Annotated in this window: 20 protein-coding genes and 2 tRNA genes; 2 read left to right on the plus strand and 20 right to left on the minus strand. The window is 37.4% G+C overall.

Annotation, left to right across the window (positions count from 1 at the left end):
- Positions 1 to 29 precede the first annotated feature (29 nt).
- The 10 genes from clpX to racE form a co-directional block, all read right to left on the minus strand.
- Complete coding sequence (gene clpX, locus ACLIBG_RS12805) at positions 30 to 1307, minus strand: ATP-dependent protease ATP-binding subunit ClpX (RefSeq protein ID WP_439313161.1); 1278 nt, start codon at positions 1305 to 1307, stop codon at positions 30 to 32.
- A gap of 297 nt (positions 1308 to 1604) precedes the next feature.
- Positions 1605 to 2894 (minus strand): trigger factor, encoded by a 1290-nt coding sequence (gene tig, locus ACLIBG_RS12810; RefSeq protein WP_439313162.1) that lies wholly within the window; start codon positions 2892 to 2894, stop codon positions 1605 to 1607.
- A gap of 130 nt (positions 2895 to 3024) precedes the next feature.
- Positions 3025 to 4005, minus strand: a complete 981-nt coding sequence (locus tag ACLIBG_RS12815; protein ID WP_439313163.1) for a tetratricopeptide repeat protein — start codon at positions 4003 to 4005, stop codon at positions 3025 to 3027.
- A 112-nt stretch (positions 4006 to 4117) separates the two neighbouring features.
- Positions 4118 to 4191 (minus strand) — tRNA-Arg (locus ACLIBG_RS12820).
- A gap of 4 nt (positions 4192 to 4195) precedes the next feature.
- Positions 4196 to 4269, minus strand: a tRNA-Gly gene (locus ACLIBG_RS12825).
- A 184-nt stretch (positions 4270 to 4453) separates the two neighbouring features.
- Positions 4454 to 4972 (minus strand): metallophosphoesterase family protein, encoded by a 519-nt coding sequence (locus ACLIBG_RS12830; RefSeq protein ID WP_439313164.1) that lies wholly within the window; start codon positions 4970 to 4972, stop codon positions 4454 to 4456.
- A gap of 1 nt (position 4973) precedes the next feature.
- Positions 4974 to 5582, minus strand: coding sequence for an XTP/dITP diphosphatase (locus ACLIBG_RS12835; RefSeq protein ID WP_439313165.1), 609 nt, complete (start codon positions 5580 to 5582; stop codon positions 4974 to 4976).
- 23 nt (positions 5583 to 5605) lie between these two features.
- Positions 5606 to 6346: a ribonuclease PH gene (gene rph / locus ACLIBG_RS12840; RefSeq protein WP_439313166.1), complete on the minus strand. Its 741-nt coding sequence runs from the start codon at positions 6344 to 6346 to the stop codon at positions 5606 to 5608.
- Positions 6347 to 6445: 99 nt separating this feature from the next.
- Complete coding sequence (locus ACLIBG_RS12845; RefSeq protein WP_439313167.1) at positions 6446 to 7528, minus strand: GerMN domain-containing protein; 1083 nt, start codon at positions 7526 to 7528, stop codon at positions 6446 to 6448.
- Positions 7529 to 7676: 148 nt separating this feature from the next.
- The gene (racE, locus tag ACLIBG_RS12850) at positions 7677 to 8498 is read right to left on the minus strand and encodes a glutamate racemase (protein ID WP_439313168.1); all 822 of its coding nucleotides are present in this window, start codon (positions 8496 to 8498) and stop codon (positions 7677 to 7679) included.
- 482 nt (positions 8499 to 8980) lie between these two features.
- Here racE and ACLIBG_RS12855 point away from each other — a divergent pair, with 482 nt between their 5' ends.
- On the plus strand, positions 8981 to 9208 hold the full coding sequence (locus tag ACLIBG_RS12855) for a helix-turn-helix domain-containing protein (protein ID WP_439313169.1): 228 nt from the start codon (positions 8981 to 8983) through the stop codon (positions 9206 to 9208).
- Positions 9209 to 9331: 123 nt separating this feature from the next.
- On the opposite strand, the gene sdhB is transcribed toward ACLIBG_RS12855, so the two are convergent.
- Genes sdhB through ACLIBG_RS12870 form a run of 3 tightly spaced genes read right to left on the minus strand, consistent with a single transcriptional unit; the run spans position 9332 to position 12512 of the window.
- Positions 9332 to 10096: a succinate dehydrogenase iron-sulfur subunit gene (sdhB, locus tag ACLIBG_RS12860; RefSeq protein WP_439313170.1), complete on the minus strand. Its 765-nt coding sequence runs from the start codon at positions 10094 to 10096 to the stop codon at positions 9332 to 9334.
- Positions 10096 to 11862: a succinate dehydrogenase flavoprotein subunit gene (sdhA, locus tag ACLIBG_RS12865; RefSeq protein WP_439313171.1), complete on the minus strand. Its 1767-nt coding sequence runs from the start codon at positions 11860 to 11862 to the stop codon at positions 10096 to 10098. Before sdhA ends, sdhB begins: the two co-directional genes overlap by 1 nt.
- A gap of 32 nt (positions 11863 to 11894) precedes the next feature.
- Positions 11895 to 12512 (minus strand): succinate dehydrogenase cytochrome b558 subunit, encoded by a 618-nt coding sequence (locus ACLIBG_RS12870; protein ID WP_439313172.1) that lies wholly within the window; start codon positions 12510 to 12512, stop codon positions 11895 to 11897.
- Between the two features lie 311 nt (positions 12513 to 12823).
- Between ACLIBG_RS12870 and ACLIBG_RS12875 the strand changes: the two genes are divergently transcribed.
- Positions 12824 to 13258, plus strand: coding sequence for a DUF2507 domain-containing protein (locus ACLIBG_RS12875; RefSeq protein WP_439313173.1), 435 nt, complete (start codon positions 12824 to 12826; stop codon positions 13256 to 13258).
- A 65-nt stretch (positions 13259 to 13323) separates the two neighbouring features.
- On the opposite strand, the gene uvrC is transcribed toward ACLIBG_RS12875, so the two are convergent.
- From uvrC to ACLIBG_RS12910, 7 genes are all read right to left on the minus strand, one after another.
- Positions 13324 to 15099, minus strand: coding sequence for an excinuclease ABC subunit UvrC (gene uvrC / locus ACLIBG_RS12880; protein WP_439313174.1), 1776 nt, complete (start codon positions 15097 to 15099; stop codon positions 13324 to 13326).
- A gap of 113 nt (positions 15100 to 15212) precedes the next feature.
- The gene (gene trxA / locus ACLIBG_RS12885) at positions 15213 to 15542 is read right to left on the minus strand and encodes a thioredoxin (RefSeq protein WP_439313175.1); all 330 of its coding nucleotides are present in this window, start codon (positions 15540 to 15542) and stop codon (positions 15213 to 15215) included.
- Between the two features lie 90 nt (positions 15543 to 15632).
- Entirely contained in the window at positions 15633 to 16607 is a 975-nt protein-coding gene (locus tag ACLIBG_RS12890) for an electron transfer flavoprotein subunit alpha/FixB family protein (RefSeq protein WP_439313176.1), read from the minus strand.
- A gap of 27 nt (positions 16608 to 16634) precedes the next feature.
- On the minus strand, positions 16635 to 17408 hold the full coding sequence (locus tag ACLIBG_RS12895) for an electron transfer flavoprotein subunit beta/FixA family protein (protein WP_439313177.1): 774 nt from the start codon (positions 17406 to 17408) through the stop codon (positions 16635 to 16637).
- Positions 17409 to 17430: 22 nt separating this feature from the next.
- Positions 17431 to 18204, minus strand: a complete 774-nt coding sequence (locus ACLIBG_RS12900; RefSeq protein ID WP_439313178.1) for an enoyl-CoA hydratase — start codon at positions 18202 to 18204, stop codon at positions 17431 to 17433.
- 276 nt (positions 18205 to 18480) lie between these two features.
- Complete coding sequence (locus tag ACLIBG_RS12905; RefSeq protein ID WP_439313179.1) at positions 18481 to 19074, minus strand: TetR/AcrR family transcriptional regulator; 594 nt, start codon at positions 19072 to 19074, stop codon at positions 18481 to 18483.
- A gap of 97 nt (positions 19075 to 19171) precedes the next feature.
- Positions 19172 to 20872, minus strand: a complete 1701-nt coding sequence (locus tag ACLIBG_RS12910; RefSeq protein ID WP_439313180.1) for a long-chain-fatty-acid--CoA ligase — start codon at positions 20870 to 20872, stop codon at positions 19172 to 19174.
- Positions 20873 to 21118: the final 246 nt, after the last annotated feature.

Below are 21118 nucleotides of genomic sequence, written 5' to 3' on the forward strand. Positions count from 1 at the left end.
CCAGGTCAGTCTATCGTTCAGCTATACCGTTATGCACTTTCTCTTGGGAATTTCTTCATCCCATTTCTTACTGTTCCATCATCGAATACCAGCTTCGGGCTGCCGTTTTCTTCAGTGACCGTATCTTCAGTTATAATACACTTTTTAATATCTTCTCGTGACGGAATTTCAAACATGATCTCGAGCATGATGTTTTCAATTATTGAGCGAAGTCCACGAGCTCCTGTTTTACGCTCCATGGCATTTTTTGCTATAGCAGTTAGAGCTTTTTCTTCAAATTCCAATTCCACATCATCAATCAAGAATAATTTCTCATATTGTTTAACTAATGCATTTTTCGGTTTGGTCAAAATTTCAATTAAAGCTTCTTCATCCAATGGCTCCAAGCTTCCAATGACAGGAAGTCTGCCGATAAATTCCGGAATTAAACCATAGCTGAGCAAGTCTTCCGGCAATACTTTTGAAAGCAATTGACCAAGTTCCAAGTCTTCTTGTTGATTATTATCACCAAAACCGATAACTTTTTTGCCTAATCGACGTTTAACGATCTGATCGATCCCGTCAAATGCTCCTCCAACAATGAACAATACATTTGTTGTGTCTATTTGTATGAATTCTTGATGTGGGTGCTTTCTTCCACCTTGTGGTGGTACACTGGCAACCGTTCCTTCCAGTATTTTAAGCAGTGCTTGTTGGACTCCTTCACCGGATACATCACGTGTTATTGAAGGATTCTCAGATTTACGAGCTACTTTATCAATTTCGTCAATATATATAATCCCTTTTTCTGCCTTTTCAATATCATAATCGGCTGATTGAATCAATTTCAATAAAATGTTTTCCACATCTTCCCCAACGTACCCAGCTTCAGTCAGAGAAGTTGCATCCGCCATGGCAAATGGAACGTTAAGAATGCGTGCCAATGTTTGTGCAAGTAATGTTTTACCGCTCCCAGTTGGACCCAGCATGGCTATGTTACTTTTTGCCACCTCGACATCATCTGCATTCTTCGGTGCGTTAATCCGTTTGTAATGATTATATACTGCAACAGATAAATTCTTTTTTGCCTTCTCTTGACCGATTACATAATCATCAAGTATGTCACAAATTTCTTTCGGTTTCGGAATTTCCTTGAACTCTGTCTCTTCTTCTGTACCTAATTCCTCTTCCACAATTTCAGTACATAAATCAATACACTCATCACATATATAAACACCAGGCCCTGCTACTAATTTACGAACCTGCTCTTGACCCTTTCCGCAAAATGAACATTTCAGCTGACCTTTTTCTTCACTAAATTTAAACATAATTATATTTCACCCCTAAACGAATAGCTCTCATACTTTTCGTACACCATACTTTGTTTCATAGTCATCATATCAAAACAATATTGGAAAACAAAATAATACACTCTTAATTAGATTATACTACTCTCTATTGAAGGGTTTATCAAATAAAATACTTCTTTAATCGGTAAAGGACAAATATTTAATTTCATCCTTTGTCTATTATACTTGAATCATTCGCTTTTATGTACTATATAAGTGGAAACAAGGTGCAAAAATAGTTTTTGCACCTTGTTTCATTAAAATATACAATCGTAATTAAACTGTTTTGCTTTCCTCAAGGAGAAAGTCGATTGCTTTTTTCATTTTCAGATCTTCTTTTATCGCATCTGTATTTTCTCCAAGCATTTCTTTAATCCGTTCTACTTCCATGTTGTACATTTCTGCCATATTTTCAAGTTCTTTATTTACATCTTCTTCCGTTGCTTCAAGATCTTCCTGATGAACAATAGCTTCTAAAGTAAGATTCGTTTTCACACGCTTTTTGGCATCGTCTCTCATTTGCTCTTTAAATTCATTTTCATCCTGACCAGAGAACTGGAAATACATCTCCATAGTCATACCTTGCGTTTGCAATCGTTGTTCAAATTCTTTTACCATTTGATCCAGCTCTGATTCAACCATTGCATCTGGAATATCTACTTCCGCATTGCTTGAAGCTTGTTCAATTAAAGATTCACGTTTTTTATTTTCAACTTCTTGTGTTTTCTGTTTTACAAGTTCTTCTTTTTTCTTTGTTTTCAACGCTGCAAGCGAATCAACATCTTCATTTTCAAGATCTTTTGCAAATTCGTCATCTAGTTCCGGTAATTCCTTTGTTTTAACTTCATGTATTTTCACCTTGAAGATAGCATTTTTTCCAGCTAATTCTTCCACATGGTAGTCTTCAGGAAAATTAATGTCTACTTCGGAATCATCCCCGGAACTTTTTCCGATTAATTGCTCTTCAAAACCTGGAATAAACTGTCCGGAACCTATTTCCAATGAATGGTTTTCCGCCTTTCCGCCTTCAAATGCTTCGCCGTCCATAAATCCTTCAAAATCGATTACGACAGTATCGCCGTTTTCAATTTCACCATCTTCCTTTAAAACGAGTTCCGCTTGTTTTTCGCGCATTGCTTCTAATTCAGCTTCGACGTCTTCATCCGTCACTTCAACCGATTCTTCCTCTACTTCCAAACCTTTATACTCACCAAGTGTAAGTTCTGGTTTTACGATTACTTTTGCTGTAAAAGTCAATTCTTTGCCTTTTTCGATTTCTTCAATGTCAATTTCAGGCTGATCCACTGGGTGTATTCCTGTTTCTTCAACAGCTTTCATATAAGCGTCAGGCAAAACGATGTCAACTGCATCCTGATATAAAGATTCAACACCAAATCTGCTTTCAAATAGTTTGCGTGGTATTTTACCTTTACGAAACCCAGGTATTTGTACTGTTTTTACTACTTTTTTAAACGCTTGATCTAGCGCTTGATCAAATTCCTCCGCTGGAACCTGAATCGTTAGAACACCTTCATTACCTTCTGATTTTTCCCAATTTGCTGACATAACTTTCCCTCCAAAATCTATTTAATTCCATTTGTTTCTTCGTTTACAATCATTCTTATATTATAATTAAATTTACAACCATTTAATTATAACATAATTAACATTCGTTTCAAGCGATGTTGTGGTTATGTTATTCCTCGATTATGGATAAGTATAATGCATTATATAATTTAATTTCTTCCATACAATCGATTATTTCCTCTGTATGCATTTTACTTCTTTTTGATTGGATATTCAAATAAGTCTCTGCGAGGTACAGTAGCGCGTCTGCTAATTCATTTGTTTCATGTTCCCGAAAAGAAAATGGGTGTAAAACAAAGGTATACCGGTACAATAATTGTTCAATCATATTATATAAAGTCGGATTTTGCTGTTCCAAGTTATTCATAAGTAATAAAATTTCTTTATATGTATGGTTATCTTTAATGTGTAGAACATTATTTGGATAGAAAATATCCTGACGATCTAACTTATGTATTTCAACTGCTTTATTATATTCTATATCTTGAAGCCATAAAAAAATTGCCGTCTTTACTACTGGATGTACATTTTTAGTTGACAAAATTTCAACCAATTCATCAGACGGGGGATAATGAAGTTTTCTAAGCTGCTGGATAAGCTGCCACTGTTTTTTCTCGTTTTTTTCTTCTATCGCACTTTTTAATTCATCCGCGTAAAAGTTTGATTTTTCAACAATGATGTCGTTGTTCATGTGCTCGCTTAATTGATACAGTTGTCGGAAATAATCTTCCATATCTTCGGGTAACTGTTTGCTATTACGTTCGAGCTCAATTTGTTCAAGCACTGCTTCATATTGATCCGTTTGAAATAACAATGTTACATAAATTTGCAAATACTCGTAATAGTGCACATTTGCTTCATTCATTTTTTCTTCGCATAATTGCTGTGCTTCCTCAGTATAGCCAAGCTCCATTAGACATATAAGTTTGCCCAATATTATTTTATGATGGAGAACTTGGAACGAAAGTAATTGGTTGAAATCATTTAATGCTTTTTTATAATTTTTTTGCTCTAATGCTTCCATGCCCGATTTTTCCAAATAAGATTTCCATTTAGGAAAAATTACAATCTTCTCTTGCTTCTGTTGCATGACATCACCTCCGAACTGATTACTTTATAGGATACCTTTCTATGTAATAGTTTCCCTAAAAAATGAAAAAGAAACCTGCTTTATTTTTGCAGGTTTCTTACTAGTAAAATAGTATCCCAGGGAGGATTCGAACCCCCGGCCCACAGCTTAGAAGGCTGTTGCTCTATCCTACTGAGCTACTGGGACATATTGGAGCGGGTGATGGGGATCGAACCCACGATACCAGCTTGGAAGGCTGGAGTTTTACCACTAAACTACACCCGCTTGTTTTCAGCTTTGACCAATCGAAAGTGTAATGGCTCGTCAATATACTTATTGGTAATCAAAGTTTACTAATTATATTTCGTCAATTGCATCTTAGGGCGACAAAGATTATTATATGCACTTACCTAACGATTGTCAACCGTTACAATGAAATTTTTCTTTTTTCACCTGTTCAAATAGCCCGTTATTCTGATAGAGAGAATGTATTACAAAGTGCCTCTACTTTTTCACCCGTTAATGTATAGAAATTAATATGGATCATATCTGAAGAATTCCATTCCATTATGACATACGTTTTTTCTTTACGACCTCGTGGCATACGAATGCTACCCGGATTAATAAACAATTGCTTACCTTCTTTAATTACGCCGGCAACATGGGAATGACCAAAACAAACTACTTGTGCATTTGTTTCTTGAGCGCGATATGCAAGTGATATTAAATCGGATTTCACGTTATATAGATGACCATGCGTTATAAAAAAAGCTATTCCACCAATCATCATAAATCTTTCCTGCTCAAAAGCAGCCTGGAAATCACAATTTCCTCTTACCGAAATAAAATCCCTCAGAACAGGAGTATCTAACGGAAGCTCAGAATCACCACAATGAATATAAAAATCGCATTGATGGCTTGCTTTTATTTCAGAGATTTCGTTTATTAAACCATGACTATCACTCATAACCAGTACTTTATTTCTCATGCTACTCCCCTTTTAACCAATTGCTAGCTAACCAATCCTCTAATTTAGCAAGTGCATTTGTCCGATGACTGATGTTGTTCTTTTCTTCAGCTGACAGCTCAGCCATTGTTCTTTTATACCCTACTGGAATAAAAATCGGATCATATCCAAATCCATTCGTTCCGGATTCGGTTAATGCGATTTCCCCTTCACAAGTGCCTTTTCGAAAAAATGTTTGTTGCCCGGGAACCGCTACAGCTATGACACTGACAAATCGCGCAGTTCGATCTTTTGGTAAAACAGCGTTCATTTCATTCATTACCTTATTTATATTATCCTGATCACTGCTTGACTCTCCAGCATACCTCGCTGAGTAAACTCCTGGTCTGCCGCCAAGCGCATCAATAATTAAACCGGAATCATCAGCAAGCACAGTTGTCTGCAAAATAGAAGCAATCTTTTCAGCTTTTATTTTTGCATTTTCTTCAAATGTTGTGCCTGTTTCCTTAATGTCCGGCACCTCAAAGGATAAATCCAATAATGATAGAACTTGAACATGAAACGGTTGAAAAAGCGACTGAAATTCCTTTGCTTTTCCTTTATTTTTTGTAGCAATAACAATGTTTTTCATTCATTTCACCTACGTACACCATTTTATTCTCCAATTCTTTCAGCTAATTCACCGAGAACTTCCTTTTGACCGTTAAAAATTTGTTGGATCCCATCATTGGCAATTTGAAGCATGTCCATTAATTGATCATGTGTAAATGTTGTTTCTTCGCCAGTTCCCTGGATTTCAACAAATTCATTGGATCCTGTCATCACAACATTCATATCGACATCTGCTCGAGCATCTTCTAAGTAATTCAAATCAAGCACAACGGATTGATCAGAGAGAACACCGACGGATACTGCACCTAGAAATTGGGTAATCGGCATTTTTTCAATTGTTCCTGCATCAAGCAATTTGCCAAATGCCAATACCATTGCCACAAATGCCCCCGTAATGGAAGCTGTTCTAGTACCTCCATCAGCCTGAATGACGTCGCAATCAATCCATACTGTTCGTTCTCCTATTTTCTTCAAATCAACGACAGAACGCAATGCTCTGCCAATTAATCGCTGAATTTCCATTGTTCTTCCGCCTATCTTTCCTCGTGACGACTCGCGAATGTTTCGTTGCTCGGTAGCACGGGGGAGCATGGAGTATTCAGCCGTTATCCAACCTTTATTTTGTCCGCGCATAAATGGAGGCACTTTATTTTCAACGCTTGCATTACATATTACTTTTGTGTCGCCCATTTCAATTAATACGGAGCCTTCTGGATGTTTAATATAACCAGTAGTGATTTGCAACCGCCTTAACTGGTTGTTTTTTCGTTCATCATTTCTCATACCTATTTCCTCCTAATCCACCACATAGTTTACCATAATTTCTAAAAAAGAAACATAGTCAATAAAAAAATAAAAAGAGGCTTTGTGAAAATCGCCTCTCTACAATGTTTCTGTAATTGAAAATGTTTTATTCGTTACCGGTTCAGCGTATATTTCTCCATTTTCATTTACAAGCTCATTCGTGTTCTCCACTTTTATTTGAACGGCATCTATATCCTGTTGTTCCGTTAACGTACGTACTAATGTCTCTACAACCTCATCGGAAATTATCTTCTTTTCAGGATCTTTTAGAATGCTCTCATTAAATACAAGCTCCAGTATACCATCCTTTAATACTGGTTTGTTTATTAAAGACGTTTTTGAATTAAATACATGCAGTATATTCGTATCATACATTGGACCTTTTAGTAAGCTTTCTACAATAGAATCATAGTTTTCTTTATTGTTTCCTTCAACATATTGAGTGACAGGTACAAAATAGCGATTTTCATTAAATTCGGCGGGATAATACATTGTTACAGGTTCACTTGTAAGTAAATCAAGCGTATCCGTATTAATAATATTTATTCCATTCGTTCTGGAATATCCTTCGGTAATTGGCGTGCCATTTACAGGCATTTCCGTTTGCGGTTCCCCGTTGACCCATAGTTTTATACGTTCGACGTTTTCAAATTGTGTAAGCGTATAGGTCATCGCTTGAAGGATTTTTAATTCGTCCTCCGCTTTATAATTTGCAAACTCGTTTGAAACGTCCACAACTAATGACCCGTCATCCTGAAGATTTAAGCCTAACACTTCCGTTCCTGCTGGCAACACCGCTTCAAATCCATTTGGAAGTATTTGCATGACAGGACCATCTTTTACTAAGTATGAAAGTACTTGAGTAGCAACTTCTTTTGACTCAAGCTTGGGCAGTTCTACTGTTTGAGCTGCCACCATCCCGTTTGCATCCAATAAATATAACTGTCTTGGAACAGTTTCAGTTGCTTGTTCGTCATCATCCGTTTCCTTATTAACGACTTTTTCTCCATCACTGTCTGACTCACTTTCTTGCTGATCAACAGCCTCTGCATCCGGTGGAGTATCTATTTCCTCCATTGACTGTTCTCCTTGAAAACACCCCGCTAATAAGAGTGCAAGCATCGTTGGTAAACATAATAGTAACAAGACCCTTCTCTTCATGTCGTACCCTCCTATGATGGTTTGTACTATTATGTATACGAGCTTTTTTAAAATTTAGACCAAATATAATAAACGAAAATAGCTTCTTTTTTATTTGAAAGCACCGTGGCACTTCATTGAAGCGAGATGCGAGGAATTTCTATAACCTTTATAACGACCCTAGACAAGCTTGTTTCATTATAGCAGCTTGTACATGCTCCATTTTTCCTTTGAAAATCCTTCCATACAACTTTTTAAACTGGTTCAAATCGCCTGTTGTATAAAATTGGTGCTCTGAAGGCTTTTCCCCGTTGTTTAACAGGTGATGAAATTCCAATATTGCACTTGCTTCTCTCGCTGTTTCTTCTCCAGATGAAATAATGGATACATGTGGTTTCATTACAGAACGAATAATGTTCTCTATAATCGGATAGTGAGTACAACCCAATATTAATGTGTCCATTCGATGATGTTCTTTCAGTGAGCGTAACTCTTCTTTCACAATGTCAGTCGCTTCGGCCCCTTCTACAATCCCTTGTTCAACCATTGGTACGAACAACGGACAGGCTAAAGAATAAACTTCAATTTTCTCATTAATATTTTTAAGCGCCTGTGGATAAGCATTGCTGCGAATCGTGCCTTCAGTAGCAATTACCCCAACGTGACTGTTTTTTGTTTTATTTATGGCTGCCCTTGCCCCTGGTTGTATGACGCCGAGAACAGGGATCTTTAACGTATGTTGTATTTCTGTTAACGTAAATGCAGTAGCAGTATTACAAGCTAGAATAAGCATTTTTATATTCTTTTCCAGCATAAAATGAACCATTTCCCATGTAAATTGCCGAACTTCTTTTTGTGAGCGAGGCCCATATGGGCACCTTAACGTGTCACCTAAGTAAATAATGTTTTCTTTCGGCAGCTGTCGCATTAATTCATAAGCTACCGTCAATCCTCCGACACCTGAATCGATAACGCCAATAGATCGTTCCAAAAGCTCACCTTATTTCTTGTTATTTTCCATTTAATTATGCAATAAGCAAAGTAATAAACCTTTTTTATGCGTAATTCTTTGCAATGTTTATCTTTAAAAAACTACCTTTATTTCAATTCTTTCTTACATAAATGATCATATCTCTTTTGGGTAAAACGTATATTCGAATATCCCGTCTGCCAGAAGCATCACAATCTTTGTTAGCTTGCTTTTTAGTCGTCCAGTTAACGTGATTAATTCTTAAATCAACAACACTCTTATTTTGAACCTAAATTCATCCTAAGCAAAAAATCATACGTCACATATTTTAACATATTTTAATATTACTATTTACAATTTAAATCCATTTGTATGAGAAAAATGCACTTTTTTATTCGTATGCTAATAAGACGCACTGTTTATGGTTCGTTTTCATAAGCTATAAATGACTAAATAATTACCCTTCATTCTGCATCTCTATGACAGCAAGGAGGGGTTAACATTTGAAAGACACCAACGATCATAAACCTAAAAAACTATTAACGAAGCGTGAAAAAGAAGTATTCGAAATCCTAGTACAAGACAAAACAACGAAGGAAATTGCCCAAGAACTTTTCATATCTGAAAAAACTGTCCGCAACCATATTTCAAATGCTATGCAAAAACTAGGTGTCAAAGGGCGTTCTCAAGCTGTAGTAGAGCTACTTCGCATGGGGGAACTAAAGCTCTAATAAAAACCGGCTTTCATTTTTGAAAGTCGGTTTTATCATTGAAAATGATAAAGGGCAAACAAAAAACCTTGCCGCAATCGACAAGGTTCTTGTTAAAATGAATAATTGCTATTCATAAGATAATTAATGTGCATTATCGCTTCCGAAGAAATTTTTGAACGATTGAACCGTAGTTGCCCGGTTCATTGCTGCGATAGAAGTAGTTAACGGAATTCCTTTCGGGCAAACCTGCACACAGTTTTGTGCGTTACCGCAACCGACAAGACCGCCTTCCTCCATTAGACCATCCAATCGTTCGCTTTTGTTCATTTCCCCAGTTGGATGGGCATTAAATAAACGAGCTTGGGATATAGCAGCTGGTCCAAAAAAGTCATTCTTATCATTTACATTCGGGCACGCTTCCAAGCACACGCCACAGGTCATACACTTAGACAACTCATATGCCCATTGACGCTTTTTCTCAGGCATCCGCGGACCCGGTCCTAGATCATGCGTGCCATCAATTGGTACCCATGCTTTAATTTGCTTGAGTGCATCAAACATACGTTCACGATCGACAATTAAGTCACGGACAACTGGAAAAGTGTCCATTGGTGCCAATCGGACTGGTTGTTCCAATTGATCTACCAATGCTGCACACGATTGCCGTGCAGTACCATTAATAACCATAGAACAAGCACCGCACACTTCTTCAAGACAGTTCATGTCCCATTGAACAGGTGATGTATTTTCCCCTTTTGCATTAACCGGATTTTGTTGAATTTCCATAAGACCCGATATAACGTTCATGTTTGGACGATATGGTACATGAAATGTTTCCTCATAAGGAGCAGAATCCGGGCCGTCTTGACGAGTTATTATAAAAGTAACCGTTTTTGCTTCAGCCATTACGATTTACTCCCTTCACTAGTTTTAGAATAGTCCCGAGACCTTGGCGGGATTAATGATGTATCTACTTCCTCATAGGTAAATACAGGACTTTGTTTTTCAGGATCAAAAGTTGCTATCGTTGTTTTAAGCCACTCTTCATCATTACGATCCGGAAATTCAGGTTTGTAATGTGCGCCGCGACTTTCATTACGATTATATGCGCCAAGCGTTATAACACGTGCCAAATGAATCATATTTTTCAGTTGGCGGGTAAACATTACTCCCTGATTGCTCCAGCGGGATGTATCATTAATGTTGATGTTTTCCCAGCGATTTAACAACTCTTGCAGCTTTTCATCTGTTTTGAGCAATCGTTCATTGTCACGAACAACAGTCACATTATCTGTCATCCATTCACCGAGCTCTTTATGAATTTGATAAGCATTTTCTTCGCCTGCCATATTCATCATTGCTTCGAATTTTTCTTTTTCTTCTGATTCTCGCTCTTTAAAAAGATCAGAAGGTAAGTCTTCTGCATGCTGATCCAAGCCATCTATATACTTAATAGCATTAGGCCCGGCAACCATACCGCCATAAATGGCTGATAACAAGGAGTTCGCCCCTAGACGATTACCGCCATGCTGGGAATAATCACATTCGCCCGCAGCAAAAACGCCTGGAATATTCGTCATCTGATCGTTGTCAACCCACATGCCGCCCATAGAATAATGAACAGCCGGGAAAATTTTCATTGGAACTTTACGCGGATCTTCTCCAACGAATTTTTCATAAATTTCGATTATACCGCCTAGTTTAATATCCAGTTCTTTCGGATCTTTATGAGAAAGATCCAGATAAACCATGTTCTCACCGTTAATGCCAAGTTTTTGATTCACACAAACATCAAAAATTTCACGTGTTGCTATATCGCGAGGTACAAGGTTTCCATAGGCTGGATATTTCTCCTCTAGGAAATACCATGGCTCTCCGTCTTTATATGTCCAGACGCGACCGCCTTCACCTCGGGCAGATTCGCTCATAAGGCGTAATTTATCGTCACCCGGAATTGCTGTCGGATGAATTTGAATAAATTCTCCGTTCGCGTATTTAACACCTTGCTGATACAAGATACTTGCTGCCGAACCCGTATTGATCATAGAGTTTGTCGATTTTCCGAATATAATACCCGGTCCACCTGTAGCCATAATTGTAGCATCAGATGGAAACGATTTAATTTCATGACTTTTTATATCCTGTGCGACAATCCCTCTACTAATTCCTTTTTCATCAATCACTGTACCAAGAAATTCCCAGTTTTCATACTTTGTTACTAACCCTTCAACTTCATAACGTCGCACTTGTTCATCTAGTGCGTACAATAACTGTTGACCTGTTGTTGCTCCCGCATATGCTGTTCGATGGTGCTGTGTCCCTCCAAAACGACGAAAATCCAACAATCCTTCCGGGGTACGGTTAAACATTACTCCCATCCGGTCCAACATATGAATAATGCTTGGAGCTGCATCACACATTGCTTTTACTGGAGGCTGGTTTGCTAGAAAATCGCCACCGTATACGGTATCATCAAAGTGAATATCCGGTGAATCCCCTTCACCTTTTGTATTTACGGCACCATTTATACCACCTTGGGCACATACAGAGTGAGAGCGTTTTACAGGAACAATTGAGAACAAGTCTACACTGACCCCTGCTTCAGCAGCTTTGATCGTCGCCATTAGGCCAGCAAGTCCGCCACCTACTACAGCGACTTTACGTTTACTCATAATAGATACTCCCTCCTCTAAATAACAAGAAATTAAACGCCTAATCCGAATTGGATAATAGTTCTTACACCAATATAACTAACTACAAGAAATACGAGCACTGTTAAATATGTAACAATTTGTTGTGAACGTGGTGATTGTGCAATTCCCCACGTGACGGCAAAACTCCACAGCCCATTGGCTAAATGAAATACAGTAGAAATAATCCCAACAATATAAAACCAGAACATAACAGGATTCGTTAGAATGTTTTCCATCAGGCTATAGTTTAACTCCTCATTCCCCAAGCCAATTTGGATGCGTGTTTCCCATACGTGCCATGCAATAAAAATAAGTGTTATAATTCCTGTAACTCGTTGCAATAAAAACATCCAGTTACGGAAATAACCATAACTTTTTGGATTGTTCCGAGTTACAAACACAATATAAACACCTAAAATTGCATGAAACAAAATAGGCAAATAAATTACAAAGGTTTCCAATGCAAGCACAAACGGAAGATTGGCCATAAAATTGGCTGCTTTGTTAAAACTTTCCTCACCATAAACGGCAAAATGGTTCACCACTAAATGCTGAACAACAAAGATCCCGATAGGAATAACACCCAACAGTGAATGTAATCTTCTGTAAAAATATTCACGATGATCCATGTGCGTAACTCCCTCCTTTAATATAGAATGTTGTGTGTAATTGCACAACCATTAAAAGATGGTGTGCTTTCCGAGATGCTAAATAAATTAAACAACCCGATTCATTTCTTAAAATGTACTGATTGTGACACATTTATTGTACTTCTATCTGAATAAAGCGTCAAGAAAAGGACTTAATTTTATTGTGTCAAGTATGAATAGATTTATTAAAATTTATGCATGACTTGTACAATCCATTCATATGTAAATAATGAACTATGATATAATACTATAACAATGACCCTTGAAACCTTTTGAAGGAGATGACACTCATGCCAAAACAAGAAGAACTCTATTCCATATCATTGCTTGACTCAATTAAAACAACTGGAGCCGGGTATGATGTCTTGCGGTACATAAGTTTGCCCGATTTGTTAGGTTCGGAAGCACATACACTTTTATATTTTATGGGCAGGAATCTGGCGAGAAAGATGGAGCTCCATACATTGGAAGATGTTGCAGACATCTATAACAGATTAGGATGGGGAAGACTGGAACTAGTTAAAGAAAAGAAGAAGTATTTAAATTTTCAACTTATGTCTGATTCTATTGTACAACGCATTAAATCACCGATTAGTACTGAGTTCCGGTTGGAAGCCGGCTTTTTGGCGGAAGCAATGGAAATGATTACTGAAAGAAGCTGTGAATGTAGAGAAGAAGTCAATCAAAGTCTTCACCTCGTACAATTTCAAATAATCTTCTCATAAAAACAATTAAATATTCTAGGCTAAATAGAAGAATCATAACGATTTTATGATTCTTCATCCATCCATTATTCTTTATTTAAATGCATTTTTATTTTTTCTGCGATATTTTTTGGTATACCGAGTACCGTAATATCCTCTATTGACGCTCCTTTAATTTTCTCCATTGTCTGAAAATGGCTTAAAAGTAAATTTCTGCGCTTCTCACCAACACCCTCTATGTGATCGAGCTCTGATTGGATTAGCCCTTTACTTCTTAATTGACGATGAAAGGAAATGGCGAATCGGTGTACTTCCTCTTGAATGCGTTGTACAAGATAAAATACTTGGGATCTTCTTTCTAACGGAACAGGAAGTGGAGGATCTCCATACAATAATTCTCCTGTTTTGTGCTTATCATCTTTTACAAGACCACATAATGGTATATCTAGCCCAAGTTCATTTTCCAATATATCTCTTGCAGCACTCATTTGTCCTTTACCACCATCAACGATAATTAAATCTGGCAGAGGCAACCGTTCTTTTAAAACCCGGGTGTACCTTCGTCGTATAACAATGCGCATCGTTTCATAATCATCCGGACCTTCGACATTCTGTATTTTAAATTTTCGATAATCACTCTTTTTTGCACGTCCATCAATAAAAACCACCATCGCAGATACAGGATCTGTCCCTTGAATATTTGAGTTGTCAAATGCTTCAATACGGAGTGGTGTTTCGATGTTCAGCTGTTTTCCTAATTCCTCTACAGCCATTATCGTCCGTTCCTCGTCTCGTTCAATTAAAGCGAACTTTTCGTCCAAAGAAATTTCCGCATTATTTACAGCTAGTTCAACCAATTCCTTTTTTTGTCCACGAAATGGTGTATGCACATCTATTTGCAAAAATTCTTTTAATAAGCTGGCATTTGTCCCTATCGGCAATAAGATTTGTTTCGGTTTTAAATGGTTTTGGTGTAAATAAAACTGTGCGATATAGCTAGTAAAAGCTTCCTTTGCATCGCCAAAAAACGGAGTTATCGACACATCACGCTCAATCAATTTACCTTGGCGAATAAAAAACACTTGGATACACATCCAGCCCTTGTTGAAGCTGTATCCAAATATATCAATATCTACTTGTTCATTCAATGTTACTTTTTGTTTTTCCATGACCGCTTCGATGTGATTAATTTGATCCCGAAGTTCTTTTGCTCGCTCAAAGTTCAACTGTTCGCTTGCTTCAGCCATTTTGTCTTTTAATTCTGTTTTTATTTTTTTATAACCACCATGTAAAAAGGTGGATATGTTTTGTACGATCTGATTATAGATTTCCTTTGGAACAGGTTCTTTCCTGCAAGCCAGGCATTGATCCATATGATAGTACAAACAATACCTGCCGGGAGGATTTTTACATTTTCTCAGCGGATAAAGTCGGTCAAGTAATTTCTTTGTTTCCCTGGCTGCAATTACGTTTGTATAAGGACCAAAATATTTTGCTCTATCTTTTTTGACCTTTCTCGTAATTAAAAGACGTGGGTGCCGTTCCGCAGTTATTTTTAAATATGGATATGATTTATCGTCCTTTAACATCACGTTGTATTTTGGATCATACTTTTTAATTAAATTCATTTCCAAAACAAGCGCATCAATTTCTGAATTCGTAACTATATATTCAAAGTCAACAATTTCCAATACAAGGCGCTGTGTTTTCTTGTCATGTGCACCTGTAAAATAAGATCTTACTCTATTTCTTAGTGCTTTGGATTTGCCTACATAAATAATTGTCTGATGCTTGTCTTTCATTAAATAGCATCCGGGTTTCATCGGCAAAATGGCTATTTTCTCTTTAATTATTGAGTTCATCGTATTCTTCCTCTTTACTATTAATGAGCAGGTAACCATTATTATAGATAATCCCTTGTCACTTAAGCGTAACAAGGGATTAATAAGTCAACATATTTTATATTCGCTCAACCTTATGCATGTTTGTTAATTAATTCAACAAGTGCTTCTTTCGGCTGAAAACCAACTACTTGATCTACGACATTTCCATCTTTCATTAATAATAGAGTTGGAATACTCATAACGCCATATTGACCAGCAGTTTCTTGGTTATCGTCCACATTTAGTTTAACGATCTTTACTTGATCACTCATATCACCATCAATTTCTTCTAATACGGGTGCTATCATTTTACATGGTCCACACCAAGGTGCCCAAAAATCAGCTAATACAAGGCCTTCGGAAGTTTCCTTTGTAAAATCCTGATCTGATACATCTACTATTGCCATTGTAAATTCCTCCAATCTTTCATGTAATCTGTAATGATTATATCATCGTTAGTATTACCTTGCTAATACTTTGCTTATGCAAATTGTTCTTTGACAACACTGGCTTTACTGCCTTATTTTTTTGATTTCCTCTATTAATAAAGGAATAACTTCAAAAATATCGCCGACAATGCCATAGTCAGCAATGTTGAATATATTTGAATCTGCATCTTTGTTTATCGCTACAATTACTTTCGAGTTCGACATCCCTGCCAGATGCTGAATCGCTCCCGAAATGCCACAAGCAATGTATAAATCCGGTGTAATAACTTTTCCAGTCTGGCCAATTTGCAAGGAGTAATCACAATAACCTGCATCACATGCCCCTCTAGAAGCGCCGACAGCTCCTCCGAGCACTTCCGCAAGTTCATAAAGTGGTTCGAAGCCTTCTTCACTTTTCACCCCACGGCCACCAGCGACGACAACGCTTGCTTCCGACATGTCTACCCCTTCACTTGTTTTACGGATTACTTCTTTAATAATCGTGCGTAGATCGGAAATCTCAATATCTTTCGGCTGAATATCCCCGGTCCGTGATTCATCTCGCTCAAGCATTGGTATATTATTTGGACGGATCGTAAAAAACAGGATGTCACTCGTTATAGTTTTCCTTTCAAAGGCTTTACCCGAATATATCGGTCGCGTGAAGCTTAGTTGTTCATTTTCTAAACGTATTTCTGTTACATCCGAAACTAAACCGGCACCGAGTTTGCTGGCAATTTTCGGGGTCAAATCTTTACCGATTGCTGTATGTCCCATTACGATTCCGGATGGTGATTCTTCTTCAATGATCTCCATAATGGCTTGTGTATATCCTTCTGACGTATAGTTTTCCAATTTTTCGTTACTTACTGTAATAACACGATCAGCGCCATAATATATCATTTCCTGTGCTTGGTTCTCCATATCGCCACTCCCGCAAACAATCCCGACAGTTTCTCCATCTGGCTTTACTTGTTTTGCAGCTCCGATCGCTTCAAAAGTAACATTACGCAATTGATTATCTTTTGTTTCTGCAAGTATAACTATTTTATCACTCATCAAAAGTCTCCTTTCATTAGCGTGGATTTAAAGCACTTTTGCTTCATTTTTAAGCAAAGACACAAGTTGTTGTACTTGAGCTGCTACATCGCCTTCAAGTACTTTGCCGGCCTCTTTTTCAGGTGGTAAAAATATTTCGGTCGTTTTTGTTTTCGGTTCTATCTCGTCCTCATCTAAGTCCAAATCATCCAATTCCAGCTCTTCCAACGGCTTCTTCTTTGCCTTCATAATTCCCGGTAAGGACGGATATCTTGGTTCATTCAATCCCTGTTGACATGTGACAAGTACAGGTAGCGTTGTTTCTATTTTTTCAATGTCGCCTTCAACATCCTTGTCGATATAAACTGTTCTATCTTCAATATGTAAATCCACTATAGTCGTTACGCATGGGATATTAAGCTGTGTCGCCAGCCTTGGTCCCACTTGACCACTTGCTTCATCAATCGCCACGTTGCCGGCTAAAATTAAATCTGCTTCCTTATCTTCAAAATAAGCTTCCAATATTTGAGCGGTTGTAAATGCATCACCATCTTCCAGATCGTCTTCTGTATTTATAAGAACTGCCTTGTCTACCCCCATCGCTAGTGCAGTACGTAGCTGTTTCTCCGAATCTTCCCCACCAACTGTAACAACGGTAACTTCACCGTCGTGTGCATCTCTTTGCGTAATTGCTTCTTCAACAGCATATTCATCGTAGGGATTAATAATAAATTCAGCACCATCATCTTCTATTTGACCATCTGTAATAATAATTTTCTCTTCGGTGTCAAATGTTTGTTTTAATAAGACGTATATATTCAAAATGTTCTTCCTCCTTAAAAATTTATTTGTTTTTAAAGTTCGGTTTCCGTTTTTCCATAAAAGCCTGCACACCCTCTTTGGCGCCTTCTGAAGCAAAAATACTACCAAAAGCATCCGCTTCTGCTTTGACACCTTCTCGGAACTTTTCAGATTGCGTATACGGAATGAGCTCCATCACCTTTTCGATTGACAGCATACTCTTCCCTGCAATTTTTTCGGCAAGTTCCATTGTTTTTTCCATCAATTCATCATCACCTACAACGTGATTAGCCAATCCGTATGTATATGCTTCTTTTCCACTAATAGGCTCTCCAGTTAAGATCATTTCATATGCTTTAGCTGTTCCAACTATTCGTGGCAAGCGCTGCGTTCCAGCAAACCCCGGTATTATGCCTAACGTTGTTTCAGGCATTCCTAGTTTTGCCGATTCTGCAACATATCGTATGTGGCAAGCCATCGCAAGCTCCAATCCACCTCCAAGCGCCGCACCGTGAATGGCTGCAATAACCGGAATATGAAAGTGCTCAATGCGATTAAACAATTCTTGTGTTTGTTCAGCCATTTCCTTGAATTGAGACGATTGTTGTAAAGATGTAAATTCTTTAATATCTGCTCCAGCGGAAAAGAATCGGCCTTCTCCCTTAATAATCACGACTTTAATTTGTGAATTTTGTTCGATTTTGTCCAATAACGAAGAGAGGTGATTAAATATGTAACTTGATAACGCATTTGCCGTTGGATTATTCAAACTCAAAATTGCCATTTCCTCTTTTACATCATAAGCTATCTTATCCATTTTAAGTATCCTCCTATATTCGTTTCTTATAGTTTAATGTTAACAGAGTTTAGAATCAGGTGGCACTATTTATTCTTTATTTCTCGTAATAATATCATATGCTGCTTATAATTCACTGTATTTCTATGAATGGTTGGGGCATTGTAATAGAATCGTGCCGATGGGTCTCTTAAATAATAAGGAGTGCAATATTACGATGAATAAGCTGCCATCGACACGAATAAATACTTTAACAATTGAACTGCTGACATTTGCTTCCCTAGTAAAGAACATTTATTAAGTTTTGTTATTATCGAATAAACCGTCGGTAATTAATTGATGCACTTCTGCAGCCTGTGCAACGAGATTATACCGTCGCTCTTTCATGACCCATGTTGTAACAGTCTCATCCAATGTCCCAAATACCATTTGTCTTATAACGTAACGGCTAATATCTTCCCGGAACGTACCTTCTTCAATTCCTTCCTGAACAATTGAATCAATTACTTGTAAATAAGGCTTTAAAACATTGTTTATTTCGATGCGCAGGTCAATTTTTGACTGCCTTAACTCCAATTGCGTAACCGTGGCAAGATGATGATTATCAGCGAGCTGATCGAAGTGCATCTCAATTAATGTAAATAGTTTATCGCTTGCATTTTGTTTTTGATCTATACTCTTCTCAATCTTTTCAATAAATTGGCCCATGTATTCTTTGAACAAAGAGATTAATATATCTTCTTTGTTTTTAAAGTATAAATAAATTGTGCCGTCCGCCACCCCTGCACTTTGCGCTATTTTGGAAACTTGAGAAGCGTGATAACCATTTTCGGCAATTACTTCCACTGCTGCTTCTATGATTTGTTTATATTTAGGTCTGTGTTTTTTCATTCAGATCTCCTTATCCTGCAGTCTTAAAATATGAATGATCAATCATTCATATTAAATATTGTAGAACGTGTTATAAAACGTGTCAAACTGCTATTTGTTAGATTTCATTTGCTTGGACTTCTTCTGCTTTATTTTTATATTCTTTGATTAATTCCCTTCTAAGAATCTTTCCGACCGCTGTTTTAGGCAATTCATCCCTAAAATCATAAATTCGTGGCGCTTTATATGCGGCTAAATGCTGTCTGCAATACGTATTCAGTTCGGATTCTGTTAATTTATAACCAGCTTTTAAAACGATAAATGCCATAACGGTTTCGCCACGGTAGGAATCCGGAACACCTGCCACTGATGCTTCTTGAATTCCCTCATGTTCGTACAACACTTCTTCCACTTCTCGCGGATATATATTATACCCCCCAGCAATAATCATGTCTGATTTACGATCTACAATATAAAAATATCCATCTTCATCCATTCGTCCCATATCTCCCGTTAATAACCATCCTTCTTTTAAAACCGCCGTAGTATCTTTTTCATTATTCCAGTACCCTTTCATAACTTGAGGACCGTGAATGGCGACTTCTCCTACTTCACCTACAGTCACTTCCTCCAACGTTCCGGGTTTTACAATTTTTGCATCAGTATCCGGCCACGGTACGCCAATACTTCCACTTATTCTCTTTGACCATAAAAAGTTGGCATGAGTCACAGGAGAAGTTTCTGTTAATCCGTATCCTTCTACTAATCGGCCTCCCGTTACCTCTTCAAATTGCTCCTGTATTTCTACCGGTAAAGGAGCAGATCCACTAATGCATGCTTCTACAGATGACAGGTCATATTTCTGCAGATCCGGGTGGTTTAATAAACTAATATAAATAGTAGGGGCCCCAGGGAATAATGTTACGTTTTGTTTATGAATCATTTTCAACACTTGTTCCGGTTCAAATTTAGGAAGCAACACCATTTTACCACCTGACATAATTGACAGATTCATCACGGTTGTCATTCCATATACATGGAAAAAAGGCAAGACACCTAATATAACTTCCTTTCCTTCTACTGTTTTATAAAGCCACGACTGACACATTTGAACATTTGCCACTAAATTATAATGAGTAAGCATGGCACCTTTCGGTAATCCAGTCGTTCCACCTGTATATTGAAGAAGAGCAATATCTGTACAAGGATTAACTTCCATTTTTGTATAGTCTTCGGTTGAATTTTGCAGTAAGCTTAACCATGCATGTGTTTGATCATTTTCTTCGACTTTTACAACCATATTATACTGTCGTTTTTGAATAAATGGATAAATAATATTTTTAGGAAAAGGCAAGTAATCTTTAATCCCGGTAACAATGACATGCTCCAAGTGCGTACTGTCCTTTACATTAGTTATGCGAGGCAGCAAAATATCGAGGCAAATGATATATTTCGAACCTGAATCGGTTAATTGATATTCCAATTCTCGCTCCGTGTATAAAGGGTTCGTCTGAACGACAATACCGCCAGCCATTAACGTGCCATAATAACCAATTACTGCTTGAGGACAGTTGGGGAGCATAATCGCTACTCGATCATCTTTCTCCAGACCCAATGCTTGCAAATAAGTTGCCAGTTTTTTCGCTTGGCTTAAAATTTCAGAAAACGATAACGTTTTTCCCATGAAATATAGCGCTGGTTTATTCCGATAGTGCTTTTCACTTTCTTCTAGAAACTGTTGCAACGGCTTTTTGTCATAAGTTATACGTGTAGGAATTTCTTCAGGATAATGCTTTTGCCATCTTTTTACTTTATCCATGAACTTTCCTCCTTGTAATCGTACTTACAACCATTATACCGATTTTTTAGTATTATTTGAATCCTTTTAATTATTTTCCTGAAAAGAATGTTAAAAACATAGCTTATTGCCAAGCTTTTGTATGAGTAAAATGTTTATGGGGGAACACATGAACTAATTACTCTAATATATGTTAGATAGAATGTCACATGTTAGAGGTTTGTGTAGGGGTATTATTTGGATTATGGGCAATAACCATGAAAAAGA

The organism is Virgibacillus sp. W0181, from assembly GCF_051846915.1.
Classification (GTDB): Bacteria; Bacillota; Bacilli; order Bacillales; family Amphibacillaceae; genus JBPYCR01.